Annotated in this window: 21 protein-coding genes; 6 read left to right on the forward strand and 15 right to left on the reverse strand. The window is 58.7% G+C overall.

Translation table 11 applies throughout. From position 1 onward, the window contains the following. Positions 1 to 22 precede the first annotated feature (22 nt). Positions 23 to 1111 (forward strand): DUF1615 domain-containing protein, encoded by a 1089-nt coding sequence (locus tag ACZ3HG_RS15235; RefSeq protein ID WP_465333268.1) that lies wholly within the window; start codon positions 23 to 25, stop codon positions 1109 to 1111. Positions 1112 to 1224: 113 nt separating this feature from the next. Here ACZ3HG_RS15235 and ACZ3HG_RS15240 read toward each other — a convergent pair whose 3' ends face one another. Next, positions 1225 to 3171: a methyl-accepting chemotaxis protein gene (locus ACZ3HG_RS15240; protein WP_191936406.1), complete on the reverse strand. Its 1947-nt coding sequence runs from the start codon at positions 3169 to 3171 to the stop codon at positions 1225 to 1227. Positions 3172 to 3417: 246 nt separating this feature from the next. Between ACZ3HG_RS15240 and ACZ3HG_RS15245 the strand changes: the two genes are divergently transcribed. Beyond that, entirely contained in the window at positions 3418 to 4128 is a 711-nt protein-coding gene (locus ACZ3HG_RS15245) for a Bax inhibitor-1/YccA family protein (RefSeq protein WP_062746483.1), read from the forward strand. 73 nt (positions 4129 to 4201) lie between these two features. On the opposite strand, the gene ACZ3HG_RS15250 is transcribed toward ACZ3HG_RS15245, so the two are convergent. The 3 genes from ACZ3HG_RS15250 to ACZ3HG_RS15260 are packed head-to-tail and all read right to left on the reverse strand — an operon-like array spanning position 4202 to position 7154. Next, a complete protein-coding gene (locus ACZ3HG_RS15250) occupies positions 4202 to 5152 on the reverse strand; it encodes a lysylphosphatidylglycerol synthase domain-containing protein (RefSeq protein WP_191933411.1) in 951 nt (316 codons plus the stop codon). Further along, positions 5152 to 6396 (reverse strand): cardiolipin synthase ClsB, encoded by a 1245-nt coding sequence (gene clsB, locus ACZ3HG_RS15255; RefSeq protein WP_191933410.1) that lies wholly within the window; start codon positions 6394 to 6396, stop codon positions 5152 to 5154. Before clsB ends, ACZ3HG_RS15250 begins: the two co-directional genes overlap by 1 nt. Further along, positions 6393 to 7154 (reverse strand): endonuclease/exonuclease/phosphatase family protein, encoded by a 762-nt coding sequence (locus ACZ3HG_RS15260; protein WP_191933409.1) that lies wholly within the window; start codon positions 7152 to 7154, stop codon positions 6393 to 6395. The genes clsB and ACZ3HG_RS15260 overlap by 4 nt, the downstream gene beginning before the upstream one ends. Positions 7155 to 7336: 182 nt before the next feature. Between ACZ3HG_RS15260 and ACZ3HG_RS15265 the strand changes: the two genes are divergently transcribed. Next, positions 7337 to 7726 (forward strand): YbhQ family protein, encoded by a 390-nt coding sequence (locus ACZ3HG_RS15265; RefSeq protein WP_191933408.1) that lies wholly within the window; start codon positions 7337 to 7339, stop codon positions 7724 to 7726. Between the two features lie 33 nt (positions 7727 to 7759). On the opposite strand, the gene ACZ3HG_RS15270 is transcribed toward ACZ3HG_RS15265, so the two are convergent. After that, positions 7760 to 8899, reverse strand: coding sequence for an MFS transporter (locus ACZ3HG_RS15270; RefSeq protein WP_465333271.1), 1140 nt, complete (start codon positions 8897 to 8899; stop codon positions 7760 to 7762). Between the two features lie 271 nt (positions 8900 to 9170). Between ACZ3HG_RS15270 and rhlE the strand changes: the two genes are divergently transcribed. Both rhlE and dusC read left to right on the forward strand, forming a co-directional pair. Beyond that, on the forward strand, positions 9171 to 10610 hold the full coding sequence (gene rhlE / locus ACZ3HG_RS15275) for an ATP-dependent RNA helicase RhlE (protein ID WP_191933406.1): 1440 nt from the start codon (positions 9171 to 9173) through the stop codon (positions 10608 to 10610). Positions 10611 to 10665: 55 nt separating this feature from the next. Continuing rightward, positions 10666 to 11610, forward strand: a complete 945-nt coding sequence (dusC, locus tag ACZ3HG_RS15280; protein ID WP_191936410.1) for a tRNA dihydrouridine(16) synthase DusC — start codon at positions 10666 to 10668, stop codon at positions 11608 to 11610. Between the two features lie 29 nt (positions 11611 to 11639). Here the strand turns inward: dusC and ACZ3HG_RS15285 are convergent, their stop codons facing one another. The 4 genes from ACZ3HG_RS15285 to ACZ3HG_RS15300 form a co-directional block, all read right to left on the reverse strand. Next, positions 11640 to 12386 carry an SDR family NAD(P)-dependent oxidoreductase gene (locus ACZ3HG_RS15285; protein ID WP_465333273.1) on the reverse strand — a complete coding sequence of 249 codons (747 nt, stop codon included), beginning with the start codon at positions 12384 to 12386 and terminating at the stop codon, positions 11640 to 11642. A 157-nt stretch (positions 12387 to 12543) separates the two neighbouring features. Continuing rightward, positions 12544 to 13461 (reverse strand): polyphosphate kinase 2, encoded by a 918-nt coding sequence (gene ppk2 / locus ACZ3HG_RS15290; protein WP_062746503.1) that lies wholly within the window; start codon positions 13459 to 13461, stop codon positions 12544 to 12546. Positions 13462 to 13475: 14 nt separating this feature from the next. Next, on the reverse strand, positions 13476 to 15077 hold the full coding sequence (locus tag ACZ3HG_RS15295; protein ID WP_191933403.1) for an inorganic phosphate transporter: 1602 nt from the start codon (positions 15075 to 15077) through the stop codon (positions 13476 to 13478). Further along, positions 15074 to 15217, reverse strand: coding sequence for a hypothetical protein (locus ACZ3HG_RS15300; RefSeq protein ID WP_191933402.1), 144 nt, complete (start codon positions 15215 to 15217; stop codon positions 15074 to 15076). Before ACZ3HG_RS15300 ends, ACZ3HG_RS15295 begins: the two co-directional genes overlap by 4 nt. A 54-nt stretch (positions 15218 to 15271) precedes the next feature. Between ACZ3HG_RS15300 and ACZ3HG_RS15305 the strand changes: the two genes are divergently transcribed. Then, complete coding sequence (locus ACZ3HG_RS15305) at positions 15272 to 16300, forward strand: CorA family divalent cation transporter (protein WP_191936411.1); 1029 nt, start codon at positions 15272 to 15274, stop codon at positions 16298 to 16300. A 366-nt stretch (positions 16301 to 16666) separates the two neighbouring features. On the opposite strand, the gene ACZ3HG_RS15310 is transcribed toward ACZ3HG_RS15305, so the two are convergent. The 6 genes from ACZ3HG_RS15310 to ACZ3HG_RS15335 form a co-directional block, all read right to left on the reverse strand. Continuing rightward, entirely contained in the window at positions 16667 to 17872 is a 1206-nt protein-coding gene (locus ACZ3HG_RS15310) for a L,D-transpeptidase family protein (protein ID WP_191933400.1), read from the reverse strand. Between the two features lie 181 nt (positions 17873 to 18053). Continuing rightward, positions 18054 to 19874, reverse strand: a complete 1821-nt coding sequence (locus ACZ3HG_RS15315) for a glycoside hydrolase family 15 protein (RefSeq protein WP_465333276.1) — start codon at positions 19872 to 19874, stop codon at positions 18054 to 18056. Positions 19875 to 19914: 40 nt separating this feature from the next. Continuing rightward, positions 19915 to 20682 carry a FadR/GntR family transcriptional regulator gene (locus ACZ3HG_RS15320; RefSeq protein ID WP_191933398.1) on the reverse strand — a complete coding sequence of 256 codons (768 nt, stop codon included), beginning with the start codon at positions 20680 to 20682 and terminating at the stop codon, positions 19915 to 19917. 13 nt (positions 20683 to 20695) lie between these two features. Further along, positions 20696 to 21511: an ATP-binding cassette domain-containing protein gene (locus ACZ3HG_RS15325; RefSeq protein ID WP_191933397.1), complete on the reverse strand. Its 816-nt coding sequence runs from the start codon at positions 21509 to 21511 to the stop codon at positions 20696 to 20698. Next, positions 21508 to 23277 (reverse strand): dipeptide/oligopeptide/nickel ABC transporter permease/ATP-binding protein, encoded by a 1770-nt coding sequence (locus tag ACZ3HG_RS15330; protein WP_191933396.1) that lies wholly within the window; start codon positions 23275 to 23277, stop codon positions 21508 to 21510. The genes ACZ3HG_RS15325 and ACZ3HG_RS15330 overlap by 4 nt, the downstream gene beginning before the upstream one ends. After that, positions 23274 to 24221, reverse strand: a complete 948-nt coding sequence (locus ACZ3HG_RS15335; RefSeq protein WP_465333278.1) for an ABC transporter permease — start codon at positions 24219 to 24221, stop codon at positions 23274 to 23276. Before ACZ3HG_RS15335 ends, ACZ3HG_RS15330 begins: the two co-directional genes overlap by 4 nt. Positions 24222 to 24227 lie beyond the last annotated feature (6 nt).

The raw sequence follows: 24227 nt of genomic DNA on the forward strand, positions 1-24227 counted from the left end.
ATTTGCAGGCTTAAGGAGCGACATGCGCTTTTTCTTCAGACCGGCTCTTCTGCCGCTGGCGCTGCTGGTGCTGGCGGGCTGCAGCAATAAAACCTCAGAGACGGCCGCCACCGCACGACCAGCCGATGTCAAAGCACAGATATCCCACCTGCTGCCTCCGGACGTCAGCGACCGCGAGGGCTGGTCGCGTGATATCTACGTCGCTTTTAACAGCCAGGCGATCCCCCCTGATGCCAGCAATCTGTGTGCGGTGATTGCGGTGACCGCGCAGGAGTCTAACTTCAGCGCAGACGCCACGGTGCCGGGCCTGCCCAGGATAGCCTGGGCCGAAATTGACCGCCGCGCCGCGCAGCTGCATATCCCGTCGTTTCTGGTGCGCACCGCGCTGCTGATCAACTCGCCGGACGGCAAGAGCTATGCGTACCGGCTGGATCACGTCAAAAGTGAGAAAGAGTTGAGTGCAGTATTTGATGACTTCATTGATATGGTACCGATGGGTCAGAAACTGTTTGGCAACCTGAATCCGATCCATACCGGCGGGCCTATGCAGGTCAGCATCGCGTTTGCCGAGGCTAATGCCAAAGGCTACCCGTACCAGCTAGACGGATCCCTGCGGCGTGAAGTGTTTTCCCGCCGGGGCGGCCTGTGGTTTGGCACCCGACATCTGCTCGGCTACCCGACACACTATCCCTCACCGCTGTACCGTTTTGCTGACTTCAATGCCGGCTGGTATGCCAGCCGCAATGCGGCATTTCAGGCGGCCGTTTCGCGCCTGAGCGGCATTAAGCTGGCGCTGGACGGTGACCTGATTAACTACGGATCGGACCGCGCAGGTTCGACTGAAAAGGCGGTGCGTACCATCGGGCAGCTGGATTACAGCGACCGGGCGATCCGCCGCGCGCTGGAAAAAGGGGAGAGTATCGACTTCGAGAAAACCGATCTGTGGCAGTCTGTTTTTGCCCTGGCCGATAAAGATGCCGGGAAAAAGCTGCCGCGAGAAGTGCTGCCGGGGATCAAGCTGGAAAGTCCGAAGATTACGCGTAACCTGACCACCGCGTGGTTTGCCCAACGCGTGAACAGCCGCTATCAGCGTTGCCTGCAGCGTCACTAAAAGGGCAGAGTGGATATGCCCGGCTGTACGGAAACAGGCCAGCCAGGGGGCTGGCCTGTTGTCTGGATGTGGGGCTGACCTTCTGTCGGGGCAGCCCTGATCAACACTCCGGTTTATACCGTTTGCAGTTTGAAAATCTGCACCGTCTGCGCCAGGGTCTTCGCCTGGTCTTCCAGCGACGCGGCGGCGGCAGACATCTGCTGTACCAGCGCGGAGTTTTGCTGGGTTGCACCATCCATCTGGTTTACCGCCACGGTGACCTGACCAATACCCTGTGACTGCTCATCCGAAGCGTGAACAATCTCTCCGATAATGGTTTTCACCGAGTTAACCGCCTGCGTCATCTCCTGCATCGTCTTCCCGGCGCTCTGTACCAGCGTCACCCCGTGATCGACACGCTGGGTGGATTCACTGATCAACGCCGAAATGTCTTTTACTGCATCGGCGCTGCGCTGGGCCAGATTGCGCACTTCTGCTGCAACCACGGCAAACCCGCGCCCCTGCTCTCCGGCGCGGGCGGCTTCTACGGCGGCGTTCAGGGCCAGAATATTGGTCTGGAAGGCAATGCTGTTAATGATGCTGGTGATAGCGCCGATCTTCTGCGAGCTTTCATCAATCTGCTGCATGATCTGCACCACCTGCGACACCAGATGTTCACCGCGCTGGGCAATATCGGTAGCATTTTCGGTCAGCGCCGTCGCCTGATGGGCGTTATCGGCGTTGTGTTTAACCGTGGCCGTCAGCTGTTCCATACTGGCTGCGGTCTCTTCCAGCGCGGCCGCCTGTTGTTCAGTGCGGGAGGCCAGATCAAGGTTGCCGCTGGCAATCTCTTCTGCACCCTGACGTACCGAATCGCTGGCCGAGATAATTTCACCGACCATATTGCGCAACTGATGCTGCATGGTGTGCATGGCAAAGAAAATACTCTGCTGGTCATTCTGCTTCACCGGGATACTGGCGCTCAGGTCGCCTTCGGCTACGGCCAGCGCGATATCAGCAGCCTGCCGCGGTTCACCGCCAATCGGCTTGGCCACTTTACGGCTGAAGATCAGGCCGAGTACCCCGCAGACGACGATGATGCTGACGACCATCATGATCAGCGCATACATCAGCTGACGGTTAGCGGCGGCCATCACCAGATCCACCGGGGCTACAACGCTGAGATACCAGGAAGTCTGGCTGTTGCCGATGGTGATCGGACGCCAGGTTTGCAATACCTCTTCCCCCAGTACCGGATCAAAGCGCTGGATCATTTTGCTGCTGAAGCCGTCGGTCTCGCCTTTGTACTGCTTACCGGCATCCTCTTTCACCGGGCTGGAGACGACTTTCCCGCCGGTGGAAATCAGCATCGCGTAGCCGCTGCCTTCCCAGGGTTTGATTTTACTGACGCGCTGTTGCAACGAGGCCAGTGAGATATCGGAGGTGGTCACTGCTTTAAGCTTTCCATCATCGATAATCACCGCGGAGACGGAGGTCAGCAGGGTAGGGACACCGTTATAGGCATAGCTGTAGGGTTCGGCCAGCGTGTCACGTTCAAGTTTGCGCGGCACCAGGTAGTAATCCCCCTGGCCCGGCGTCAGGAAAGAGCCCATGAAGTGGGCTTTGTAATTACCCGCCTGATCACGGTCAACAAAGCGGGCAAAGCGTCCCGCAGGCGGTGAACCCGGCTGGCTGGCGAACTCGGCATCACGGCCGTCAAAGGCATCCGGCTCAAAGACCACGGACATAGACAGGTAGTCAGGGTTCAGTTTCAGGGAGTAGATCATCTGCTGCTCGGCGGCGGCACGGTCAGTAATGCCGGAAGCGCGCAGGGCCACCAGGCTTTGCCCCATCGAGGTGGCCACGGTGCGCGCATAATCCAGTTCATTCTGCACAGCCAGTGCCTGGCTCTGGGCAATCTGCCCGAGATAATCTTCCGCCAGCTTCCTCTGCTGCTGGCTCGACTGCCAGCTGAGCAGGCCGATGGTTATACTGAAACCGAGGGTGATAGTCAGCACCCCGGTCAGCAGCATCAGCGTACGGGTACTCATTTTCTTTTTTGGAACCGACTGACTTTGCATCTGACTTCCCCCGATAAACAATAATGTGATCGTTTTGTGACTTCCTGTAACAAAATCTTCCCTGTGAACGATCTATCGGCAACAAATGCACAATCTTTATCCGCCCTGGATTTATTTCTTTGCATCTTCAATGGGCATGCAACATGTGAAAAAGAGGGACGCATCAGGCTGGCGCTGGCAGGGCAGTCTGTGCCAGACTTGCAAAGATATAACCGTTTTTTTCATTCACCTTTCAAGGGGAGCATCATGGACCGATATCCACGTCCAAGTGATTCAATCGTACAGCGTGCCAGCACCGGCCTGTCTGTTTACATGGCGCAGGTTTACGGCTGGATGACCTGTGGTTTGCTGCTGACGGCCTTTGTTTCCTGGTTTGCGGCCAATACGCCGCAGGTGATGGAACTGGTCTTTGCCAATCGCATCACCTTCTTTGGTCTGATTATTGTGCAGCTGGGGCTGGTTTTCGTCCTGTCTGGGATGGTGCATAAGCTCAGCGGGGCCGTGGCCACCGGGTTGTTTATGCTCTATTCGGCGCTGACCGGGCTGACGATGGCCAGTATTTTCCTGGTTTACACCTACTCGTCTATTGCCAGCACCTTCCTGGTGACCGGCGGCATGTTCGGGGCGATGAGCCTGTGGGGTTACACCACCAAACGTGACCTGAGCGGCATGGGCAGCATGCTGTTTATGGCACTGATTGGGATTGTACTGGCCTCGCTGGTCAATATCTGGCTGAAGAGCACCGCGCTGATGTGGGCGGTGACCTATATCGGAGTGGTGGTATTTGTGGGTCTGACGGCCTATGACACCCAGAAGCTGAAAAACATCGGTGAGGGGATTGACGTTGAGGACAAAGAAAATCTGCGTCGCTTCTCGATTATGGGTGCGCTGACGCTGTACCTTGACTTCATTAACCTGTTCCTGATGCTGCTGCGTATTTTCGGCAACCGCCGTTAACGTGGAGGGGGACCGGAAACGGTCTCCCCTGCATCAGCGCTGCAACGGGCGACCTTTTTTCAGGTCGCCTTTTTTATGCCAGATTTTTTGCCCGTAGTGACTTCGCCCGGCTTTCCAGCCACAGATACAGCACCAGTGCCAGCAGGAGGGGAGCAATAAAATAGAGCACCCGGTAGGCCAGTAGTGCCGCAATGATCGCCCCGTGTGAAATGGGCTCCCCCTGTAACAGCGCAAGGAACACTGCTTCCAGTACGCCAATCCCGGCAGGGATATGAATAATCACGCCCGCAATACTGCTGATCAGCAGCACCCCCAGCACCTGAGGGAAGTCGACTTTCTGCATCAGCAGCAGCCAGATGATGGCCCCCATCACCAGCCAGTTAGCACTGGATACCGCAAACTGGATCAGCGCCATACGCAGTGACGGCAGGGCGAGTTTTTGCCCTTTAACGGTCCAGTGACGGCGTCGGGAAAATGCACACAGCGCCAGGTAGACCACAACAAAAGCCAGCAGGGCGATGCCCGTAATGCGCAGGGTGCCTGCGCCGATAAACCAGCCACCGGGCACGCTGACCATGCCTGCGCTGAAGACCACACCGGCGACCAGCACATATCCCAGCCAGTTGGTGGCAATACTCAGTGAAAAGATGCGGGTGATGGTACTGCCCTCCAGCCCCAGCCGGGAGTAGAGGCGGTAGCGCATCGCCACGCCGCCCACCCAGGTACTGAGCGTCAGATTAAAGGCGTAGCAGATAAACGACACCAGCATCACCTGGCGCTTTTCCAGCTTATGCCCGCAGTAAGCGCGGCCAATCAGATCATACAGGCCATAGGTCAGGTAGCTGATGACCACCAGCGCCACCGATCCAAAAATGGCAACGCGGTTGTAATTGATCACCACGTCCCATACGTCGCCCCAGTTTACCTGGCGGGCATAGACCACCAGCAGCACGATAACGGCGAGGAAGAACAGCCCGGTCAGGACTTTGCGGGTGCGTTTCCACAGCAGAGAAGAGTTGGCCATCAGGATTTTGCCTCACCGTTTTCGGTTTCAATACGATCCTGGGTTTCCATTTCCGGCTGGACCGGGGTCGGCACCTGGGTGAGCCTCGGCGTGTGCGCAGGCAGCCACCCGGCGATGGCCGGGAAGTGACGCAGGAAATGGAACACCACAATATTTTTGCTTAACTGCCACCAGTTCCGCTTTGGAAGCTGGCTTTCCAGCACCCGCTGGCAGTCCGAAGCCAGCAGGCCCTCAAGGTTGTCGCGTACCTGCTGGTTGAAATTACGATCGTGGATGATCAGGTTGGCCTCCAGATTGAGCGACAGGCTGAGGGGGTCAAGGTTGCTGGATCCGACGGTCGACCATTGCGCATCCTGTACCGCAATTTTGGCATGCAGGGGGCGACGACAGTATTCATAGACCTCCACTCCGCCTTCGACCAGGTAGTTGTACAGCAGCTCCGCGCCCACCTTTACAATGGGCATATCCGGTTTACCCTGCACAATAAGCCGCACGCGGACCCCCCGGCGCGCAGCCTGGCGCATCTCGCGCAGCAGGCGGTAGCCGGGGAAGAAGTAGGCGTTGGCGATGATCACGTCCCGTTTCGCACTTTTCAGCATTTCGATGTAGTGCTGTTCGATATCGTCACGGTGTTGATCGTTATCGCGCCAGACCAGCAGCGCCTGTGCATCGCCCGGCTTGGTATTTCGCGCCGGACGATGTGAACGATGATCCCACCAGTGACGCAGTTTTTGCTCACTGCCCATCTGCTGCTGCACGTACTGTGCGAGGTCATCGACGATGGGGCCCTTCACCTCCACCGCATAGTCCTGCTTGGCCTCCGGGCCATAGCTGGCATTATGCTCGGCGGAGTAGTTGATCCCGCCGACGAAGGCAATCACGCCGTCGATGACTACAATTTTGCGATGCAGACGGCGGAAGAGGTTGGTGCGCATCCCCATCAGCGGCGGGCGTGGGTCGTAATAAATAAATCGTACGCCCCGCGTCGTCAGGCTGTGAACAAAGTCGTCCGGCAGGTCCGGTGAACCGTAGCCGTCCACCATCATCTCGATTTTTACCCCGCGCTCTGCGGCCGCCAGCAGCTCCGCATGGAGCGCCTTGCCGACCTCATCATTAAACAGGATAAAGGTTTCCAGCAGCAGGCTGTGCTCTGCACGGCGGATTGCGCCGAACACCCGTGGGAAAAATTCTTCGCCATTTTCCAGCAGTTTGATGTGGTTGCCTTCACGCCATTCCATATTCATAAGTGGATCTCCACGGCAAGGGGGGCATGGTCAGACAGGTGTGACCAGGGCCGTAACGGAATGGTTTGCGGATGACTGATCCCCGCGTTACGGACATAGATACGGTCAAGGCGCAGCAGCGGGAAGCGGGCTGGGAAGGTGCGCGCCGGGCGGCCATTTTTGCGGCTGAACACCTCTTCCATCCCGGCTTCACGCTTGAGGACCGCATTGGCTTTTTGTCGCCAGTCGTTAAAATCACCTGCAATCACCACGGGGGCATCTTTCGGCAGCGCGTTAACCAACTGGCACATTTTTTTCAGCTGCTGCTGGCGATGGGCTTCGCGCAGGCCAAGATGCACGCAGAAAATATGCAGTATGACTGTAGAGTCTGGCACCTGTATCTGACAGTGTAAAATCCCGCGTTTTTCCGTTCCTTCAACCGAGATATCCCGGTTGTGATAGTCAACGATCGGCAGGCGTGACAGCACGGCGTTACCGTGGTGCCCTTCCGGGTAGACCGCGTTGCGCCCGTAGGCAAAATCTTCCCACATGGTATCTGCCAGAAATTCGTAATGGGGGGTTTCAGGCCAGTTTTCCACCTTCAGTTCGTGCAGCGCGTGGCTGCCCATCACCTCCTGCAACAGCACGATATCCGCGCCGGTCGCCCGCACCGCATCGCGCAGTTCGGGCAGAATAAAGCGGCGATTAAAGGCGTTGAAACCCATATGTGTGTTTATCGTCAGGACTTTAAATGAAAATCCTTGCGTTTTTTGTGACATACTAATGACACTACCTTCAGAATTAATGAAGGATAAAGTGTAGTCTTTGTCACAAAAGTGTGGCGAGATATGCGTTAATTTGCAGCATATTCCGAAAACTACGTTAGTCTGAGGAAAGTTGTTACTGGCCGGTGTCAGTAACCCGCTTGGGCAACCTCTGTTGAGGATGCCGGGAGAAAAGCATGAAATGGTCTAATCGTATTCAGATTGTCACTGGACAAACCTGCGTACATATCGCACTGCACCTGCTGCTGATCGCCGCGCTGGTGTGGGGGTGGAAACATCAGGCCCTGCTGCAGGTCAGCATGATTTTACTGGCGATGTATGCCAGCGTATTTGCCGCGATGTTACTGACCCAGCGCATGCCGCGCCTGCGGCGTATTGGCGATTTCCTGGAAGACGTGACCACCACATACTATTTTGGTGCCGCGATGCTGGTGCTGCTGGTGCTGTCACGGGTTATCCATAACAACCTGCTGCTGTGCGTGGCGGGTGTCGTGATGCTGGCGGGTCCTGCGCTGGTGTCACTGTTGGTCAAAGAGCGGACGCAGCCAAGCCAGCGTCCACGCTAAACCTTCAACGGGCCACTTCGGTGGCCCGTTCGTTTATTCTGCCTCTCCCTGTGGTTTCAGCCACAGCGTCATGATCAGCAAGACCACCACACCTGCCGCCATCACGCTAAACGCCTGCTGTAAATCGCCCAGTATCTGGCGGATCACGCCTGCCAGCAGCGGCATCAGGCTGGCAATCATATAGCCGCCGCCCTGGACAAAACCCATCAGTTTTCCTGCCTGCTGCGGGGTTGCCGCGTGATCCAGCGTCACAATCAGCGAAAGAGGGAACAGCGCGCCGATGCCCAGCCCCAGCAGGAGTATCGCCAGCAGCGCCAGAGTGGAAGGGGCCAGCATCAGGCAAATCAGCCCGGAGAGCAGCAGCCCGAGAACCGGCAGCAGCAGTCGGCGACGGTCGTGAAAGCGTGGGATCAGCGCCGCTACCAGCAGCCCGGCGACGACCTCGGTCAGCGTCAGTCCGGCCAGCAGATAGCCGCTGGCCTGGGGGGACCAGCCCTGCTGCACGAAAAAAGGCGGCAGCCAGGCCAGCACCAGCGTATAGGCTCCTGTGCCAATGCCGAAGTAAAACATCAGTAGCCAGGCACGCCGGTGGAGCGGGGCCGGGGCCGTCGGGGCCTGAGGCAGCGCACTTGCCTGTCCGCCGCGATACCATATCACCGCTGCGATTAGCGCGGGCAGTCCCCAGAGGGCGAGGGTGCCCTGCCAGCTTATCGCCTGCGCCAGCGGGGCCGCACTTGCTGCTGCCAGTGCGGCCCCACCCATGATCGCGGTGGTGTACAGCCCCATCAGGCGACTGCTGTGCTGTGGGTAATGCTGCTTTATCCAGCCGGGTAGCAGGGCCTGCACCAGTGCAATACCGATGCCTGCCAGCAGGGCGGTGGCGATCAGTCCTGCAGGCTGCCACCAGATGCCGCGCAGCGCGCAGGCAGCGGCAATAATCAACGCCCCCAGCAGCACGCCGCGAAAGGTTCCCGGCCAGCGCTGTAAATAGCTGCCCGCCAGCGCACACAGCCCCATGGCCATCACCGGCAGCATACTGAGTAACCCGGCCGCACTGCTGGTTAACGGTGTATCCTGCTGAATGGCATCGAGCAGCGGGCCAGGCAGGGCCAGCACTGGCCGCAGGTTCAGTCCCAGCAGCAGCAGGGCGAGCAGAGGAAGTAACAGCCTCATAAACGATCCTTTTATGACAAAATGTTTCTCTACGTTAATATGTTGTGCAGATCGGCAAGTGATCGTTTGTGTGCTGTTACAGCCTGTAGCGCATTTTCGGATAACCCGACAAGAATAACTCCCTGTGTTGCTGGCGGATCTGTTATAATCCCGAGCTTCCGCACCGTGGTTTGTGCTCTCATTCAAGCGTCAGGCGTAATCCTGGCGTCAACTCTCCCCCTGGAAACTACACCGCTATGCGGTCAGGGCGGATCCGGAGTCAGTCAACTTTATGTCATTTGATTCTCTCGGCCTTAATGCCGATATTTTGCGCGCTGTTGCAGAACAGGGCTACAACGAGCCGACGCCAATCCAGCGTCAGGCCATTCCGGTAGTACTGGCAGGCCGCGACCTGATGGCCAGCGCCCAGACCGGTACCGGTAAAACGGCAGGGTTTACCCTGCCACTGCTGCAGCTGTTAAGCAGCCACAACCCGCACCCTAAGGGCCGTCGCCCGGTGCGCGCACTGATTTTGACCCCGACCCGCGAACTGGCGGCTCAGGTGGGCGAAAACGTGCAGGAATACAGTAAGTATCTGGATATGCGTTCGCTGGTGGTCTTCGGTGGCGTCAGCATCAACCCGCAGATGATGAAGCTGCGCGGCGGTGTGGACGTGCTGGTCGCGACCCCGGGTCGCCTGCTGGACCTTGAGCATCAGAATGCGCTCGACCTGTCACAGGTTGAAATCTTGGTCCTCGATGAAGCAGACCGCATGCTTGATATGGGCTTTATCCACGATATCCGTCGCGTGCTGGCAAAACTGCCTGCAAAGCGTCAGAACCTGCTGTTTTCCGCTACCTTCTCTGATGAGATTAAAACTCTGGCGGAAAAACTGCTGCACAACCCGGAGCAGGTCTCCGTGGCCCGCCGCAATACCGCTTCTGAGCAGGTAACGCAGCATGTGCATATGGTTGATAAAAAGCGTAAGCGCGAGCTGTTATCCTTCCTGATTGGTCGTGATAACTGGCAGCAGGTGCTGGTGTTTACCCGCACTAAACACGGCGCTAACCATCTGGCCGAGCAGCTGAATAAAGACGGCATTACTGCCGCAGCGATCCACGGTAATAAGAGCCAGGGCGCACGTACCCGCGCACTGAGCGACTTTAAAGAAGGCAAAATCCGCGTGCTGGTGGCGACCGATATCGCTGCCCGTGGTATCGACATTGAAGAACTGCCGCACGTGGTCAACTATGAGCTGCCAAACGTACCGGAAGACTACGTTCACCGTATCGGTCGTACCGGTCGTGCGGCGGCCGTCGGTGAAGCACTGTCGCTGGTCTGCGTCGATGAACTGAAGCTGCTGCGTGATATCGAGCGCGTGCTGAAGCGTGAAATCCCACGTATGGCGATTGAAGGCTATGAGCCCGACCCGAGCATCAAAGCAGAACCGATCGTTAACGGTCGCCAGCAGCAGCGTGGCGGGGCCGGTGGCGGCGGTGGACGCGGTCGCGGCGCGCCGGGGCAGCGTAGCAACAGCGGCGGCGATCGCAGCGCCAGCGGCAACCGTAGCGGTAATGGCGGTGGCGGCAACGGCGGCGAACGTCGTCAGGGTAATGCCAACGGCAGCAGCACCGGTGCCGCACGCGGTGCCCGTCCCGAGGGCGGCAACGCTGGCGCACCGCGCGTCAACAAAACCCGTCCGCGCCGTTCTACCCCAAGTAACAACGGCTAATTAATCGGGGGGAGGCGCCCGCTTCCCCCTGTATTTCACTCTCCACAGGTTTACCATGCGCGTATTACTTGCCCCGATGGAAGGCGTTCTCGATTCGCTGGTGCGTGAACTGCTGACCGACGTTAACGACTACGACCTCTGTATTACCGAATTTCTGCGGGTGGTGGATGCACTCCTGCCGGTGAAATGTTTTCAGCGCCTCTGCCCCGAACTTGATCATGACAGCCGAACGCCGTCAGGCACTCGCGTGCGTATCCAGCTGCTGGGTCAGTACCCGCAGTGGCTGGCGGAGAATGCCGCCCGTGCCGTGGCACTTGGTTCCTGGGGCGTGGATCTCAACTGTGGCTGCCCGTCGAAAACTGTCAACGGCAGCGGCGGCGGTGCCACGCTGTTAAAAGACCCCGAGCTGATTTATCAGGGCGCGAAGGCCATGCGTGCGGCGGTGCCCGCTCATCTGCCGGTGACGGTGAAAATTCGTCTGGGCTGGGATTCTGGCGCACGTCAGTTTGAAATTGCCGATGCGGTGCAGCAGGCCGGGGCGACGGAGCTCGCCGTACACGGCCGTACCAAAGCGGACGGTTATCGTGCGGAGGCCATCAACTGGGCGGCGATAGGCGATATTCGTCAGCGGCTGTCCATTCCGGTGATCGCCAACGGCGAGATCTGGGACTGGCAGAGTGCCCAGGACTGCATGGCTGCGACGGGCTGTGACGCGGTGATGATCGGACGCGGGGCGCTCAATGTGCCTAACCTCAGCCGGGTGATTAAATATAACGAAGCGCGGATGCCGTGGTCGCAGGTGGTGCAACTGCTGCAAAAATATGTCCGGCTGGAGAAGCAGGGCGATACCGGTCTGTACCATATGGCGCGCATCAAACAGTGGCTGGGGTATTTGCGCAAGGAATATAGCGAGGCGACCGATTTATTTATGCAGGTCAGGATGCAGCAAACTTCGGCTGAGATTGCGCGGGTGATTAGCGCGGTTGATGGACAGGGTTGACCTGATTGCCGGTCAACCCGACTGACGTATTACTGCGCGACATAACCTCCGTCCACCAGTAGCGCCGCGCCGCTAACAAATGATGCGTCGTTGCTGAACAGGAACGCCACCACGCTGGCTACCTCCTCCGGTCGGCCAAAGCGGCCGATAGCGTGGCGTTTCTTCAGGATCTTTTTTTCTTCCGCGCTCTGATTCTCCAGCAGCGGCGTTTCAATATAGCCGGGACACACCGCATTGATGCGGATCCCGTGCGCCGCGTAGTCGCTGGATAACGTTTTCGTCAGCAGCCGGACGCCCCCTTTTGCCGCACTGTAAGCGGTCAGACCGTGTCTGCCTACCCAGCTGTGAATCGAACCGCAGTTGACGATGATCCCGGTTTGCTGCTGCGCCAGCCAGTAGCGGATAGCCGCCTGATTCAGCAGAAACACGCCGGTCAGATTCACATCAATGGTTTTTTGCCAGTGTTCCACGGCCAGACGATCTGCTGGCGCGTCGATGTCGATGCCGGCATTAGCAAAGACCAGATCCAGCCGTTGGAAGTGGGCCAGGGTCTTTTCAATCAGCTGCTTATTTTGCGCCGGATCGGTGACGTCGGTATGAACAAACAGCACGCTGTACCCCTGACCGGTCAGTTGATGAGCGAAGGCCTGGCCTGCTTTGTCGTTGAGGTCGGCAATCACTACGCTGGCCCCTTCATCGGCAAGGCGGGTGACGGTAGCGGCACCAATACCGCTGGCCCCGCCTGTGACAATGGCAATCTTATTACGAAATCTCATGGTGGGTTCTCCCTGTGTGATGACCCCCTCACACTAATCAGAAACCTCTCCCGCCGTTTGGCATCGACTGCGTAAGGTATTTTTCTGCGGCAGGCCGTCACTTTTCCACCCGCTACTGCCTGTAACAAGGGGGCAACAGCGCGTTGCCCCGTCAGGGTTAATACACTTCCGGCACAATCATCTCGTTGGGCACCGGGGCGCGGTGATAGTCCTCGCTGCGTTCACGCACAGGCAGGGTAATCGGTTTTATCTCGCTGTCTTCATACGGCACCTGGCGCAGCAGATGGCTGATGCAGTTCAGACGGGCCTTTTTCTTGTCCACGCCCTGAACCACCCACCACGGCGCTTCGTCAATGTGGGTGCGCGACAGCATCACCTCTTTGGCCTCGGTGTACTCTTCCCAGCGGCGGCGGCTTTCCAGGTCCATCGGACTGAGTTTCCACTGCTTAAGCGGGTCGTGAATGCGGCTGAGAAAACGCAGCTCCTGCTCTTCGTCAGTGATGGAAAACCAGTATTTGACGATCTGAATGCCGCTGCGCGTCAGCATCCTTTCAAACTCTGGCACGCTGCGGAAAAACTCCTCCACCTCTTGCTCGTTGCAAAAACCCATCACCCGTTCTACCCCCGCGCGGTTGTACCAGCTGCGGTCGAACAGCACCATTTCACCCGCCGCTGGCAGGTGAGCAATATAGCGCTGGAAGTACCACTGGGTCCGTTCGCGATCGTTCGGGGCGGGCAGGGCGGCAACGCGACAGGTGCGCGGATTCAGGCGCTGGGTGATGCGTTTTATCACCCCGCCTTTGCCTGCGGCATCGCGGCCTTCAAAAATAATGACCATGCGGTGACCGGTGCGCATCACCCAGTCCTGCATTTTCACCAGCTCGCCCTGAAGCCGCAGCAGCTCGCGGAAATAGTGCTTACGCCAGGCTTTTTCGTCCGGCTCCATTTTCTCTTCACTGCCGAAGCGCAGGTCGTCCAGCTCCATTTCCAGCTCTTCATCGTAGCTGTCGTAAAAATCCTGCAGTAAGCGGTGGTGAAAGGTCTCAGATGAAAAATCGTTACCTTGCATTGCCATACGTCATCTCCCGGTTAGAAATGGGTAAACAGCCAGTACAGGCTGGCCGAAAGTAAAATGGATACGGGCAGGGTCAGTATCCAGGCCATCATCAGGTTGCGCAGCGTGGACATCTGCAGGCCGGAACGGTTAGCCGCCATCGTCCCCGCCACGCCGGAGGAGAGGACATGCGTGGTAGAGACCGGCAGACCGAAGATATCGGCCGCGCCAATGGTGGTCATCGCCACCAGCTCTGCACTGGCCCCCTGGGCGTAGGTCAGATGAGTCTTGCCAATTTTCTCACCGACGGTGGTGACAATACGCCGCCAGCCGACCATGGTGCCAAGCCCGAGGGCTATCGCCACCACCACCTTCACCCACCACGGGATGTAGCGGGTGGCATTATCCAGCTCGCCCCTGAAGGCATCCAGGTTGTGCCGGGTCTGCTCGGGGATCTGCACCTTTTCATCGCTTTTAAGATGCTTAATGGCTTCTGAGGCCAGGTACATATCGTTACGGGTATTGGATACCGCCTGCGCCGGGATCTTATCCACCGCGCCGTACTGGCGAATTTCCTGGCCGATGCGGCCGGTTAAGTCTGCCAGCGCAGGCAGTACGGCCGGAACGAGGGTCCCGGTGCGTACATACTCCGTCAGTACCTCACGCGGGGAAATGCTGGATGACCGGTCCGGCGTCAGCGCACGCAGCTCCTGCTGCGTGACCGTCGCCAGTGCAGCCACCTGGGGGATATGGTCTGCCGGAATCGAGCGGTTCAGGGCGTAAGCGATCGGCATCGTGCCGACCAGGATCAGCATAATTAAGCCCATGCCTTTCTGACCGTCGTTTGAACCGTGAGCAAAGGAGACACCGGTGCAGGTGAGGATCAGCAGCCCGCGGATCCAGCCAGGTGGCGGTGTATTACCCTCCGGTGCGGTGTACAACGCGCGATTTTTAAGCACTTTTTTCATTAACAGCAGCAGCCCGGCGGCACAGACAAAACCGACCACCGGCGACAGAACCAGCGCGTAGCCCACTTTCAGCGCCTGCCCCCAGTCTACTCCGCTGGTGCCCGTGCGGCCGTGGATCAGGGCGTTCGCCACCCCCACGCCGATAATTGACCCGATTAACGTATGTGATGACGAGGCGGGCAGCCCGAACCACCAGGTCCCCAGATTCCAGATAATCGCGGAGAACAACAGGGCGTAGACCATGGCAAACCCGCCGCCGGTTCCGGCCTGCAGGATCAGCTCTACGGGCAGCAGGGAAATAATGCCGAAGGCGACCACGCCGCTGGAGAGCAGTACGCCAAGAAAGTTGAAGAAGCCGGACCAGACTACTGCCAGTCCCGGTGGCATTGAGTGGGTGTAAATCACGGTGGCTACAGCGTTGGCGGTATCGTGAAAGCCGTTGACGAACTCAAAGCCGAGTGCGATCAGCAGCGCCATACCCAGTAACAAAAAAGGGACGTAACTGGTAAAGGTCGCGCCGGAGTCGCTGACGTCGTTAAACAGATTGACCCCGGCAAAGGCGATACCGAGGATTAACAGCAGCAGAAAAATGATCACCGAACGACGGCTGTTTTCAGGATAAACGGGGCGGGCGGGCTGGCCTCGTTGCAGGGCGGCATTATCACTCATATAACCTCACTGGCATCGGCAAAGCGGCAGAAGTGGGACAGGGGATAACCACACTCGGTGATACGCAGGTTATGTGACAGAACAATGACGTCAGGGTGGGATAGTGCCAGGCGTGGTGCTGACGGTAACAAAACGGTCATCAGGCTGCGGCAGGATAGGAGTATCGCGATAACGTACGTAACCCGGAAAAAACGATGACGCAACACCTGCCGTTACTCCGGCAAAAACCTGACTTCAGTGACGATGTGTCGGGCCTGATTTACGGCTACCGTTTTACCGATGGCCTGGCACCGGAAAGCCTGACAGTTCAGCAGTCCTGTGAAGCGTGGAGCGGGGGGCCACAGGAGGGCAGTTTTCTCTGGCTGCACGTCAACCTGAACCACGCGGCGGCGGCCCGCTGGCTGAAAACCCACTTCGACGTGGATGATGATTTTTTTGATGAGATCCAGCACGGTTCACACAGTACCCGTATTGAACCGCAGAATGACGCGCTGATGGCGGTGCTGAATGACGTGGCCTTTAACGCGCGTGAAACCAGCGATGAAAGCGCCACGCTGTGGATCTGGTGTCGCGACGGACTGGTGGTCAGCGCCCGCTTTAAGCCGCTGCGCCTGGTTGAGCGGCTTGTTGCCAAGCTGGATACGTTGGGGCTGCGCTCCTCCACCGGCCTGCTGACCCAGCTGCTGGCGGAGCAGGAAGAGGTGCTGGCGTTGATCGTACGTCAGTCAAACCAGTATGTGGATCAGATAGAAGAGCGGCTGCTCGGGCAGCATATTAAAAGTAACCGCAGTGAGCTGGGGCGTCTGCGGCGCACGCTGCTGCGCTTTCAGCGCCTGCTGGCACCCGAACCGGCGGCGCTGTTTCGTCTGATTAACCGGCCACCCCGCTGGCTTCATCCACATGTCGTCCAGGATCTGCGTCAGTTTACTGAAGAGTTTACCGTGGTACTGAACGATCTCAACGGGCTGACGGAGCGCATACGTCTGCTGCAGGAAGAGATCGCTGCCCAACAGCTGGAGCAGAGCAACCGCACCCTGTTTACCCTGACGCTGATCACCGTGCTGGCGCTGCCGATTAATCTCGTTGCCGGTTTCTTCGGCATGAACGTCGGCGGCGTGCCGCTGGCGACGAATCCGCACGGTTTTTTACTGCTGGTGGTGTTAGTGACGATTTTTACCGCCGCTGCCGCCTGGCTGGTGCTGCGACGTCGCGACAGGGAATAAAAAAAGCGGGGAAAGGCTTGCGCCGTCCCCGGGTGGAATACTGGTGAGTGGCAACTTAGCCAGTAAACAGTAGTGAAAACAATGGATATTTTCTAAGACCTATTTGTTGTCGAGAGCGTTAGCAAGAGACTGCTAACACAAGGACAAGGGTAGTCCAATGCGCCCTGCTGTTAGGAACATTTAATGCTGTGTAAAAGGGGTTTTAGTGCCTGAATTGGGATGTTATTGGTTTGAATAAATGATTTAAATAATAAAATATCACTGTTTTAACAGATATTATGCGGGTGGTGAGCATTGATGGAGCGGCAGTCATAAAAAAAACCCTGCACCGTAAGGGGCAGGGGTTTGACGATCGACAGCAGAAAATCAGGATTTCGGTGTGCTGTAAATCGGGCCTGGCTGCGTCAGCGTCGGTGCTGCCTGTGCTGAGGTGTCTGCCTCAGCAGGCGCAGCGGTCGGTGCCGGCGCTTCCGTGCTCTGCGGGTCGGTCGGGGTGGCAGGTGCTGCGTCACTGCCGCTCTGCGGAGCAACCGGGACCGCAGGGGCTGAGGCATCGCTGCTCTCCGGGATAGCCGGGGCAGCAGGCGCTTCTGCAGGCTGCGCGTTTGCCTGCTCAGGCACCACTACCGGGGCTGCAGGCTGGCTGTCGGTTCCGTTCACCTTCACCGGCATACCTGAACGTGCTTTCAGCGCGTCTTCCATTGCCGTCGTGTTCACGCTGGCATCGGAAACCACCTTATTGACGGCAGGGGTCAGCGTCAGCGGAACTGGTTCACGTGAAGCAAATTGCTCTTCGGTCTGCGACAGCGGGTTGTGAATCTCCACGTAGCGTGAACCGTCTGGCTCTACCGAGGCTTTCACCGGCTGGTCAATAAACTGCACGCGCGTACCCACCGGCACGTTGTCGAACAGCCATTTGATATCATCCGCGCGCAGGCGCACGCAGCCGTGGCTTACGCGCAGACCGATACCGAAGTTGGCATTGGTACCGTGAATGGCATACAGGCGACCGATATACAGGGCGTAAAGACCCATCGGGTTATCCGGGCCAGCCGGGAACACCGCAGGCATTGATTCGCCACGCGCCGCGTACTCTTCATGCATTTTTTTAGTTGGCGTCCAGGTTGGGCCATCTTTTTTACGCTGAACCGTGGTAGTCCAGTTCACCGGAGTATCTCTCCCCAGCTCACCGATGCCGATCGGCAGAACTACAACGGTTTTGGTGCCTTTCGGGTAGTAATACAGACGCATCTCCGCGCTGTTGATCACGATACCTTCGCGCGGGGCGTCAGGCAGGATCAACTGCTGTGGGATGATCAGTTTACTGCCAGCTTTGGGCAGATAGACGTCAACGCCCGGGTTAGCTTCCATCACGTTGCTCAGACCCATCTGGTACTGAGCCGCGAACGCTTCCAGAGGAAGCTTGCTATCCTGCGGGATGGTAATTTCCAGATTTTCCCCAATCAGGCGGCTGTTCGCGGCCGGAAGCGGGTAAACCACAGCGAAGGCAGAGTGGCTGAAAGCCGCTGCCGCCAGAATCAGGGTGACGAACGCACGAATGTTCTTTTTCATAGTAATTTCAGGTGTAGCGCCATGTAGACTGTTGATAAACGACCCAATACTGGCCAACTGTGACCGGCTGCACATTATATGTGCATAACGGCCCCAGAAGAAACCAGCATTTTCCCTGTTGAACTATCTTTACGATAAATTGTCTGCAATGCCACCCTTTCAGCGATGCAATACTCTGTTATCAGGGTTGCCACAGCGGATCTTTTCCGCTGAGCTTACGGTCAAGGAAGAAAGCGGTACTGATCAGCGCCAGGTGGGTTAACGCCTGCGGCGTATTGCCCAGCGCACGTCCCCGGCTGTCAAACTCTTCGGCGTACAGGCCGACATGATTGGCGTAATTTAACAGCTTCTCAAACTCAAAGTGTGCTTCATCAAGGCGACCCGCACGGGCAAGGCACTCTACGTACCAGAACGAGCAGGCAGCAAACGCGCCTTCTTCGCCCTGCAGCCCGTCAGCCGGGGTCTCACTCACGTTATAACGCCGCACCATCCCGTCACTCACCAGCTTGTCTTTGATAACGTCCAGCGTCGCCAGCCAGTCCGGATCGGTAGCCCCGACGAAACGCACCAGCGGCATCAGTAGCATAGAGGCATCGACAAACTCACCGTGGCGGGTCGCGACAAAGTGGCCGTTTTTATGCCAGAAGTTCTGCCAGATATCACTGCGGATGGCGTCGCGGGCGGCGGCCCAGCGTTCGGCAGGCATCGACAGCGATCGCTTTTCCCCCAACCTGAGCGCCCGATCCATCGCCACCCAGCACATCAGGCGCGAGTGGAGAAAATGCTGGGGTTCACCGCGCATCTCCCAAATCCCGGCATCGGTCTGGTTCCAGTGTTCTGCTACGTAGTCAATCATCCTGCTGACGTGGTTCCAGCCGCGCTGGGAAATGGCTTCCCCGTATTTATTTGCCAGGTAGATGGCATCCATCAGTTCGCCGTAGATATCCAGCTGCGACTGGTGCCACGCATCATTACCAATGCGTACCGGGCGTGAGTCGGCATAGCCGGACAGATTAAGCAGCTCACTCTCATGCAGCTCTGTTCCGCCGTCAAGGCGGTACATTATCTGTAGTTTTTCCACGTCGCTGTGGCTGTTCTCCACGCAGCGCGCCACCCAGTGGGTGAAATGCTTGGCCTCGTCCACATAGCCGAGGCGCATCAGGGCATACATGCTAAAGGAGGCATCGCGGATCCACGATGCGCGGTAGTCCCAGTTGCGTTCTCCCCCCAGTTCCTCCGGCAGGCCGAAGGTCGCCGCCGCTGCGATGGAGCCGTGCTGCCATGAAGTCAGCAACTTCAGCGTAATTGCCGAGCGAGTCACCATTTCCCGCCAGCGACCCTGATAGCTGCTCTGCCTGCTCCAGTGACGCCAGTAAGCCAGGGTAGCGTCGAAACAGCTGTCACTGCTGTTTTCATCAGCGTGATCCAGGTGGGGGTCCTCATCTGCGCCAAAGACAAACTCGCGCGATTCGCCGGCATCAAGGGTAAATTGCGCCACCGCCGCCGCCTTATCCAGCTGGAAATCAGCTCCGCCCGTCAGCCGCAGCGTCGGCTGGCCGTCGGCGTGGAACGTTACCGCACCGTCATACAGGGTGGCGGTGGTTTCTGCCCGGGCATAGTTATGCACCGGGGCACAGCGCAGATTCAGTGTTGCGGTGCCGTGAACAACCTTAATACGGCGAATGATGCGCGGCAGGCGGTCTTCCCACTGGCACACCGGCATATAGTCGGTGACTTCCACCACACCCTGATCGTCCAGCCAGCGGGTTTGCAGGATGGCGGTATCGGGCAGGTAGATCTGCATCCGGCGGGCATCTGGCCAGTCCGGACTGAGGCTGAACAGCCCGGCGTCATCACTGTCCAGCAGCGCGGTGAACACTGAGGGACTGTCCAGGTTGGGCCAGCAGAAATAGTCGAGGGAACCGTCAGTAGCGATCAGGGCGCAGGTACGCAAATCGCCAATGACGCCGTGGTCTTCAATAGGTCGTTTTATCGTTTTCATTGTTTAACTATAGCGGCCTCTGAGAAAGCGAAGCGGAAAGTCAGCTATCGTCACGCAAAAAACGTTCTTCCAGCGTGGCCTGCAGGGTCAGCATTGCCTGTTCGGCATGCTGCATGTGGTCACGCATAATGCGTTCCACCGCCGGGGCATCCTGACGTCGCAGCGCATCAATCAGCTGATACTGATACTCAATCCCCTGGCGACGATCCACCGGCTGCGGCTGCTGATAGATATCCTTGCAGACCGCCAGATCTTTCAGCAGCCGCTGGAGGAAGCGGCAGAAGAAGGCCAGCAGCGGGTTTGCGGAATAACTGGCGACCACGCTGTGAAAGTCCAGCTCCGCCATGCGCTGATCCCAGCGCTCCTGTTCGCTGGTGGGCGCATGATCGTAGACGCGGATCAACTGATGCAAATGTTGAAAACCAGCTTCGTCAATCTGCCCGATGGCGCTGACCGCGACCTGGGGTTCCAGCGTTTTACGCAGTGCGTAGATATGACTGATGCTCAGTTCCCGGGTAAACAGGTAGTTTGACAGCAGGCTCATGGCGCGGGCCTCCGGCATGCTGTCGATAAATGCGCCGCCACCGGGGCCGGTACGCGTGCGGATCAGCCCCTGGGCTTCCAGCGCTTTTAACGCCTCGCGCACCGTACTTTTTCCTGCAGAGAAGCGGGTCATCAGATCCTTCTCCTGGGGCAGGCGATCGCCGGGCAGCAGATTGTCATCAACAATGCTCTGCTTAATGGCATCGATAATGGTGTCGGTTCGCTTACGCTTTACCGCATCGGGCGGCGTGGAGACTGAGGACATGGTCACCTGTATATCAGAAAGTGGGCTGAACGCCTGGCGGCGTGGCCTGCCAGGCCGGCGCGCTGGCCAGCAGCTGGCGGCTGTACTCATGCCTGGGGGCACTGAACAGCGTTTGCGTGGCGGCGCACTCGACGATAGTACCAGAATTCATCACCGCCACGCGGTCGGCAATCGATTCCACTACCGCCAGATCGTGACTGATGAAAAGGTAAGAAAGGCCAAACTGCTGTTTGAGATCCTCCAGCAGCAGTAGAACCTGGGCCTGTACGGAGACATCCAGCGCACTGACGGGCTCATCCAGCACCAGGATCCGGGCCTCTGCCGCCAGGGCACGGGCAATGGCCAGCCGCTGGGCCTGACCGCCTGAAAACTCATGAGGATAGCAGTGCAGGGCGTCGTGAGGCATATTGACTGCCGTCAGCAGCTGCTGCAGACGGGGCAGACAGGCACTGGCCTGATAGCCGCACAGGCGCTGCAGCGGGACGCTGAGGATTTGCTGAATCGTTTTGCGTGGGTTCAGTGAGGCCACCGGGTCCTGAAACACATACTGGATGGTCTTGCCAAAGGCCTGAACGCCGCGCTGCGCCAGAACGCGGGCATCCTCGCCCTGCAGGGTCAGGCTGCCTGAAGTCGGAGACTCCAGCCCGACCAGCATCCGTGCCAGGGTGCTTTTGCCGCTGCCGCTTTCCCCCACCACGGCAAGCGTTTCCCCCTGCCAGAGATCCAGACTGATGCCCTTTACGGCATCGACGGAAGCGCTGCGCTGCCACCAGCCACCGTGGCCGTGATAGGTTTTCTTCAGATCGTGTATTTCAATCACTTTTTTCATGATGTCTCCCGCGCGTGCAGCTGACGGATCTGTTGCAGGAAGGCCCGGCCCTGGCCGCGCTGCGGCACGCTGGCAATCAGCCGCCGCGTGTAGTCGTGGCGCGGAGCCTGCAGTACCGAGGCGGTACTGCCGCTCTCAACAATTTCCCCGTGACGCATCACCGCCACCCGATCGCACATCTCGCTGACCACAGCAAAGTCATGGGTGATAAACAGCAGCGCCAGCCCGCGTTTGTGGCGCAGATCGTTCAGCAGCGCCAGAATGCGTGCCTGTACCGTCACGTCCAGCGCGGTGGTGGGTTCGTCGGCAATAATCACCTGCGGATCGTTGGCCAGGGCGATGGCAATACCGACGCGCTGGCGCTGGCCGCCGGACAGCTGATGTGGCCAGGCGTCAAAGCGCTCTGCGGCCTGCTGAATGCCGGTATCCTCCAGCAGGGTAATCGCCTTAGCGCGCGCCGCCGCTGCGCTCAGCGGCTGGTGGCACTGGATAGCCTCAACCAGCTGCTGGCCGATGCGCATCTGCGGATGCAGTGACGTCAGCGGATCCTGGAATATATAGGCCACCCGCACGCCACGGCGTTGTTGCATGGCTGCCGGTGAGAGCGACAGCAGCTCTTCGTTGCCCAGCCAGACGCTACCGCCGGTGATCACGCCGGGCGGGGAAGCAACCAGCCCCATAATCGCCAGCGCACTGACGCTTTTGCCGGAGCCGCTTTCACCGATCAGACCGAGGCACTCCCCGGCGTGTAGATGGAAGCTGATGCCTTTTACCGTCGGGACGCGTTGCTGACCCCGGCTGAAGGCCACCTGTAAACCGGCCACTTCCAGCAGCGCCTCCGGGTGGGTGCGTGCCGGGATCTGCGCGCGGTCAACGGTGGTCATGGCCTGCGAACGCAGCAGGGCACCGGACTTGAGGCGCGGATCCAGCAGGTCGCGTACGCCGTCGCCAAGCAGGTTAAAGCCGATCACCAGCAGGAAGATCATTACCCCTGGCACCAGGGCGACGTGGGGAGCGATAAACAGCTGGCTGCGCCCCTGACCGAGCATCGATCCTAAATCTGCATCCGGTGGCTGGGTTCCCAGTCCGAGAAATGACAGCCCCGCAGTTTCCAGAATCATCCAGCCGATAGTGGTAGAGAGGGTGACAACAATCAGCGGCAGGACGTTAGGCAGCACTTCCGTTAACAGGATCTGGGTGTGGTTTTTACCGGACAGCCTGGCTGCCTGAATAAAGTCGCGCCCGCGCAGGCCGAGGGTCAGGCCACGCACGTTGCGGGCAAAGAAAGGAATATTGACCAGCGCAATGGCATACAGCGCATTCAGCAGGCCCGGGCCGAGGACGGCGACGATCGCCAGGGCCAATAATATATACGGGAAGGCCATGATCATATCGATCAACCGCATCAGAATATTGTCGGTGCGCCCGGCGGCGTAACCGGCAATCAACCCGACCAGCGTGCCGCATACCGCCGCCAGCAGGGTGGCGCTCAGGCCGACGGCCACCGACACCCGCGTGCCCCACAGCAGGCGCGACAGCATATCGCGTCCCAGCGCATCCGTGCCCAGCAGATGACCCGGCGTCAGCGGCGGAGCCAGCCGTTTAAGCAGATCGGTGGCATCCGGGTCCGGCAGCGGCAGCAGCGGCGCGAGCAGCGCTGCCGTGATGGTGACAATCAGCAGCAGCAGTCCCAGCGCCGCCAGGCGGTTATGCAGCAACAGCGACCAGCCGGTGCGTCGTGCGGGAGGGGCGGTGTTAACAGTCATGATTTTACCCTCGGGTCAAGACAGGCCTGAACGATGTCGGTCAGCAGATTAATCAGTACGTAGGCAATGGCCGCCACCAGCACGCCGCCCTGCACCAGCAGCAGATCGCGCGTGGAGACCGCTTTAACCAGCATGGCCCCCAGGCCCGGCCACTGGAACACGGTTTCGATATACACTGCCCCGCCGAGCACAAACCCGGCCTGAATACCGATGGCCGGGATCACCGACACCAGGGCCACGCGAAAGGCATGACGCCAGATCACCCGGCGCTCGCTGACGCCTTTGGCACGGGCGGTGCGGATATAATCCTGGCGCAGGACTTCCAGCATTGCGGTACGTGTCAGACGGGCGATCACCCCGGTTGCGACAATGGCCAGGGTGATAGCGGGCAGGGTCAGATGATGCAGCAGATCCAGCGCATCGCCGCCGCCGTAAATGGCAAACATCCCGGAGGCCGGGAACCAGCGCAGGCTGACGGCAAACAGCATAATCATCAGCAGGCCAATGAGGAAAGAGGGCAGTGAAATGCCGATCAGTACCAGCAGGGTGATGATTCTGTCGCCCCAGCCAAACTGACGTACGGCGGAGGTCACACCCGCCAGCAGGCCGAAAACAACGCTTAACAGCAGGGCGCAGCCGCCGAGCAGCAGAGTGGCGTTCAGACGCTCCAGTACTTCATCAATCACCGGGCGATTCAGGACGTAAGAGCGCCCGAAATCGCCGTGTAGCAGGTTGTTGACCCAGATAAAATACTGCTGCCACAGCGGTTTATCCAGACCCAGCTCGGCGCTGACGCGGGCGACGTTCTCCGGGGTGGCAAACGCCCCCAGCAGCGCCTGTGCCGGGTTGCCGGGGATCATCGCCATCAACAGAAAAACAATCAGCGACAGCCCGATTATTACCGGGATCACCCCGATCAGACGCCGTAATAAAAAGCTCCACATAGCAGG

Source organism: Erwinia sp. PME.40.26/001 (genome assembly GCF_055556675.1).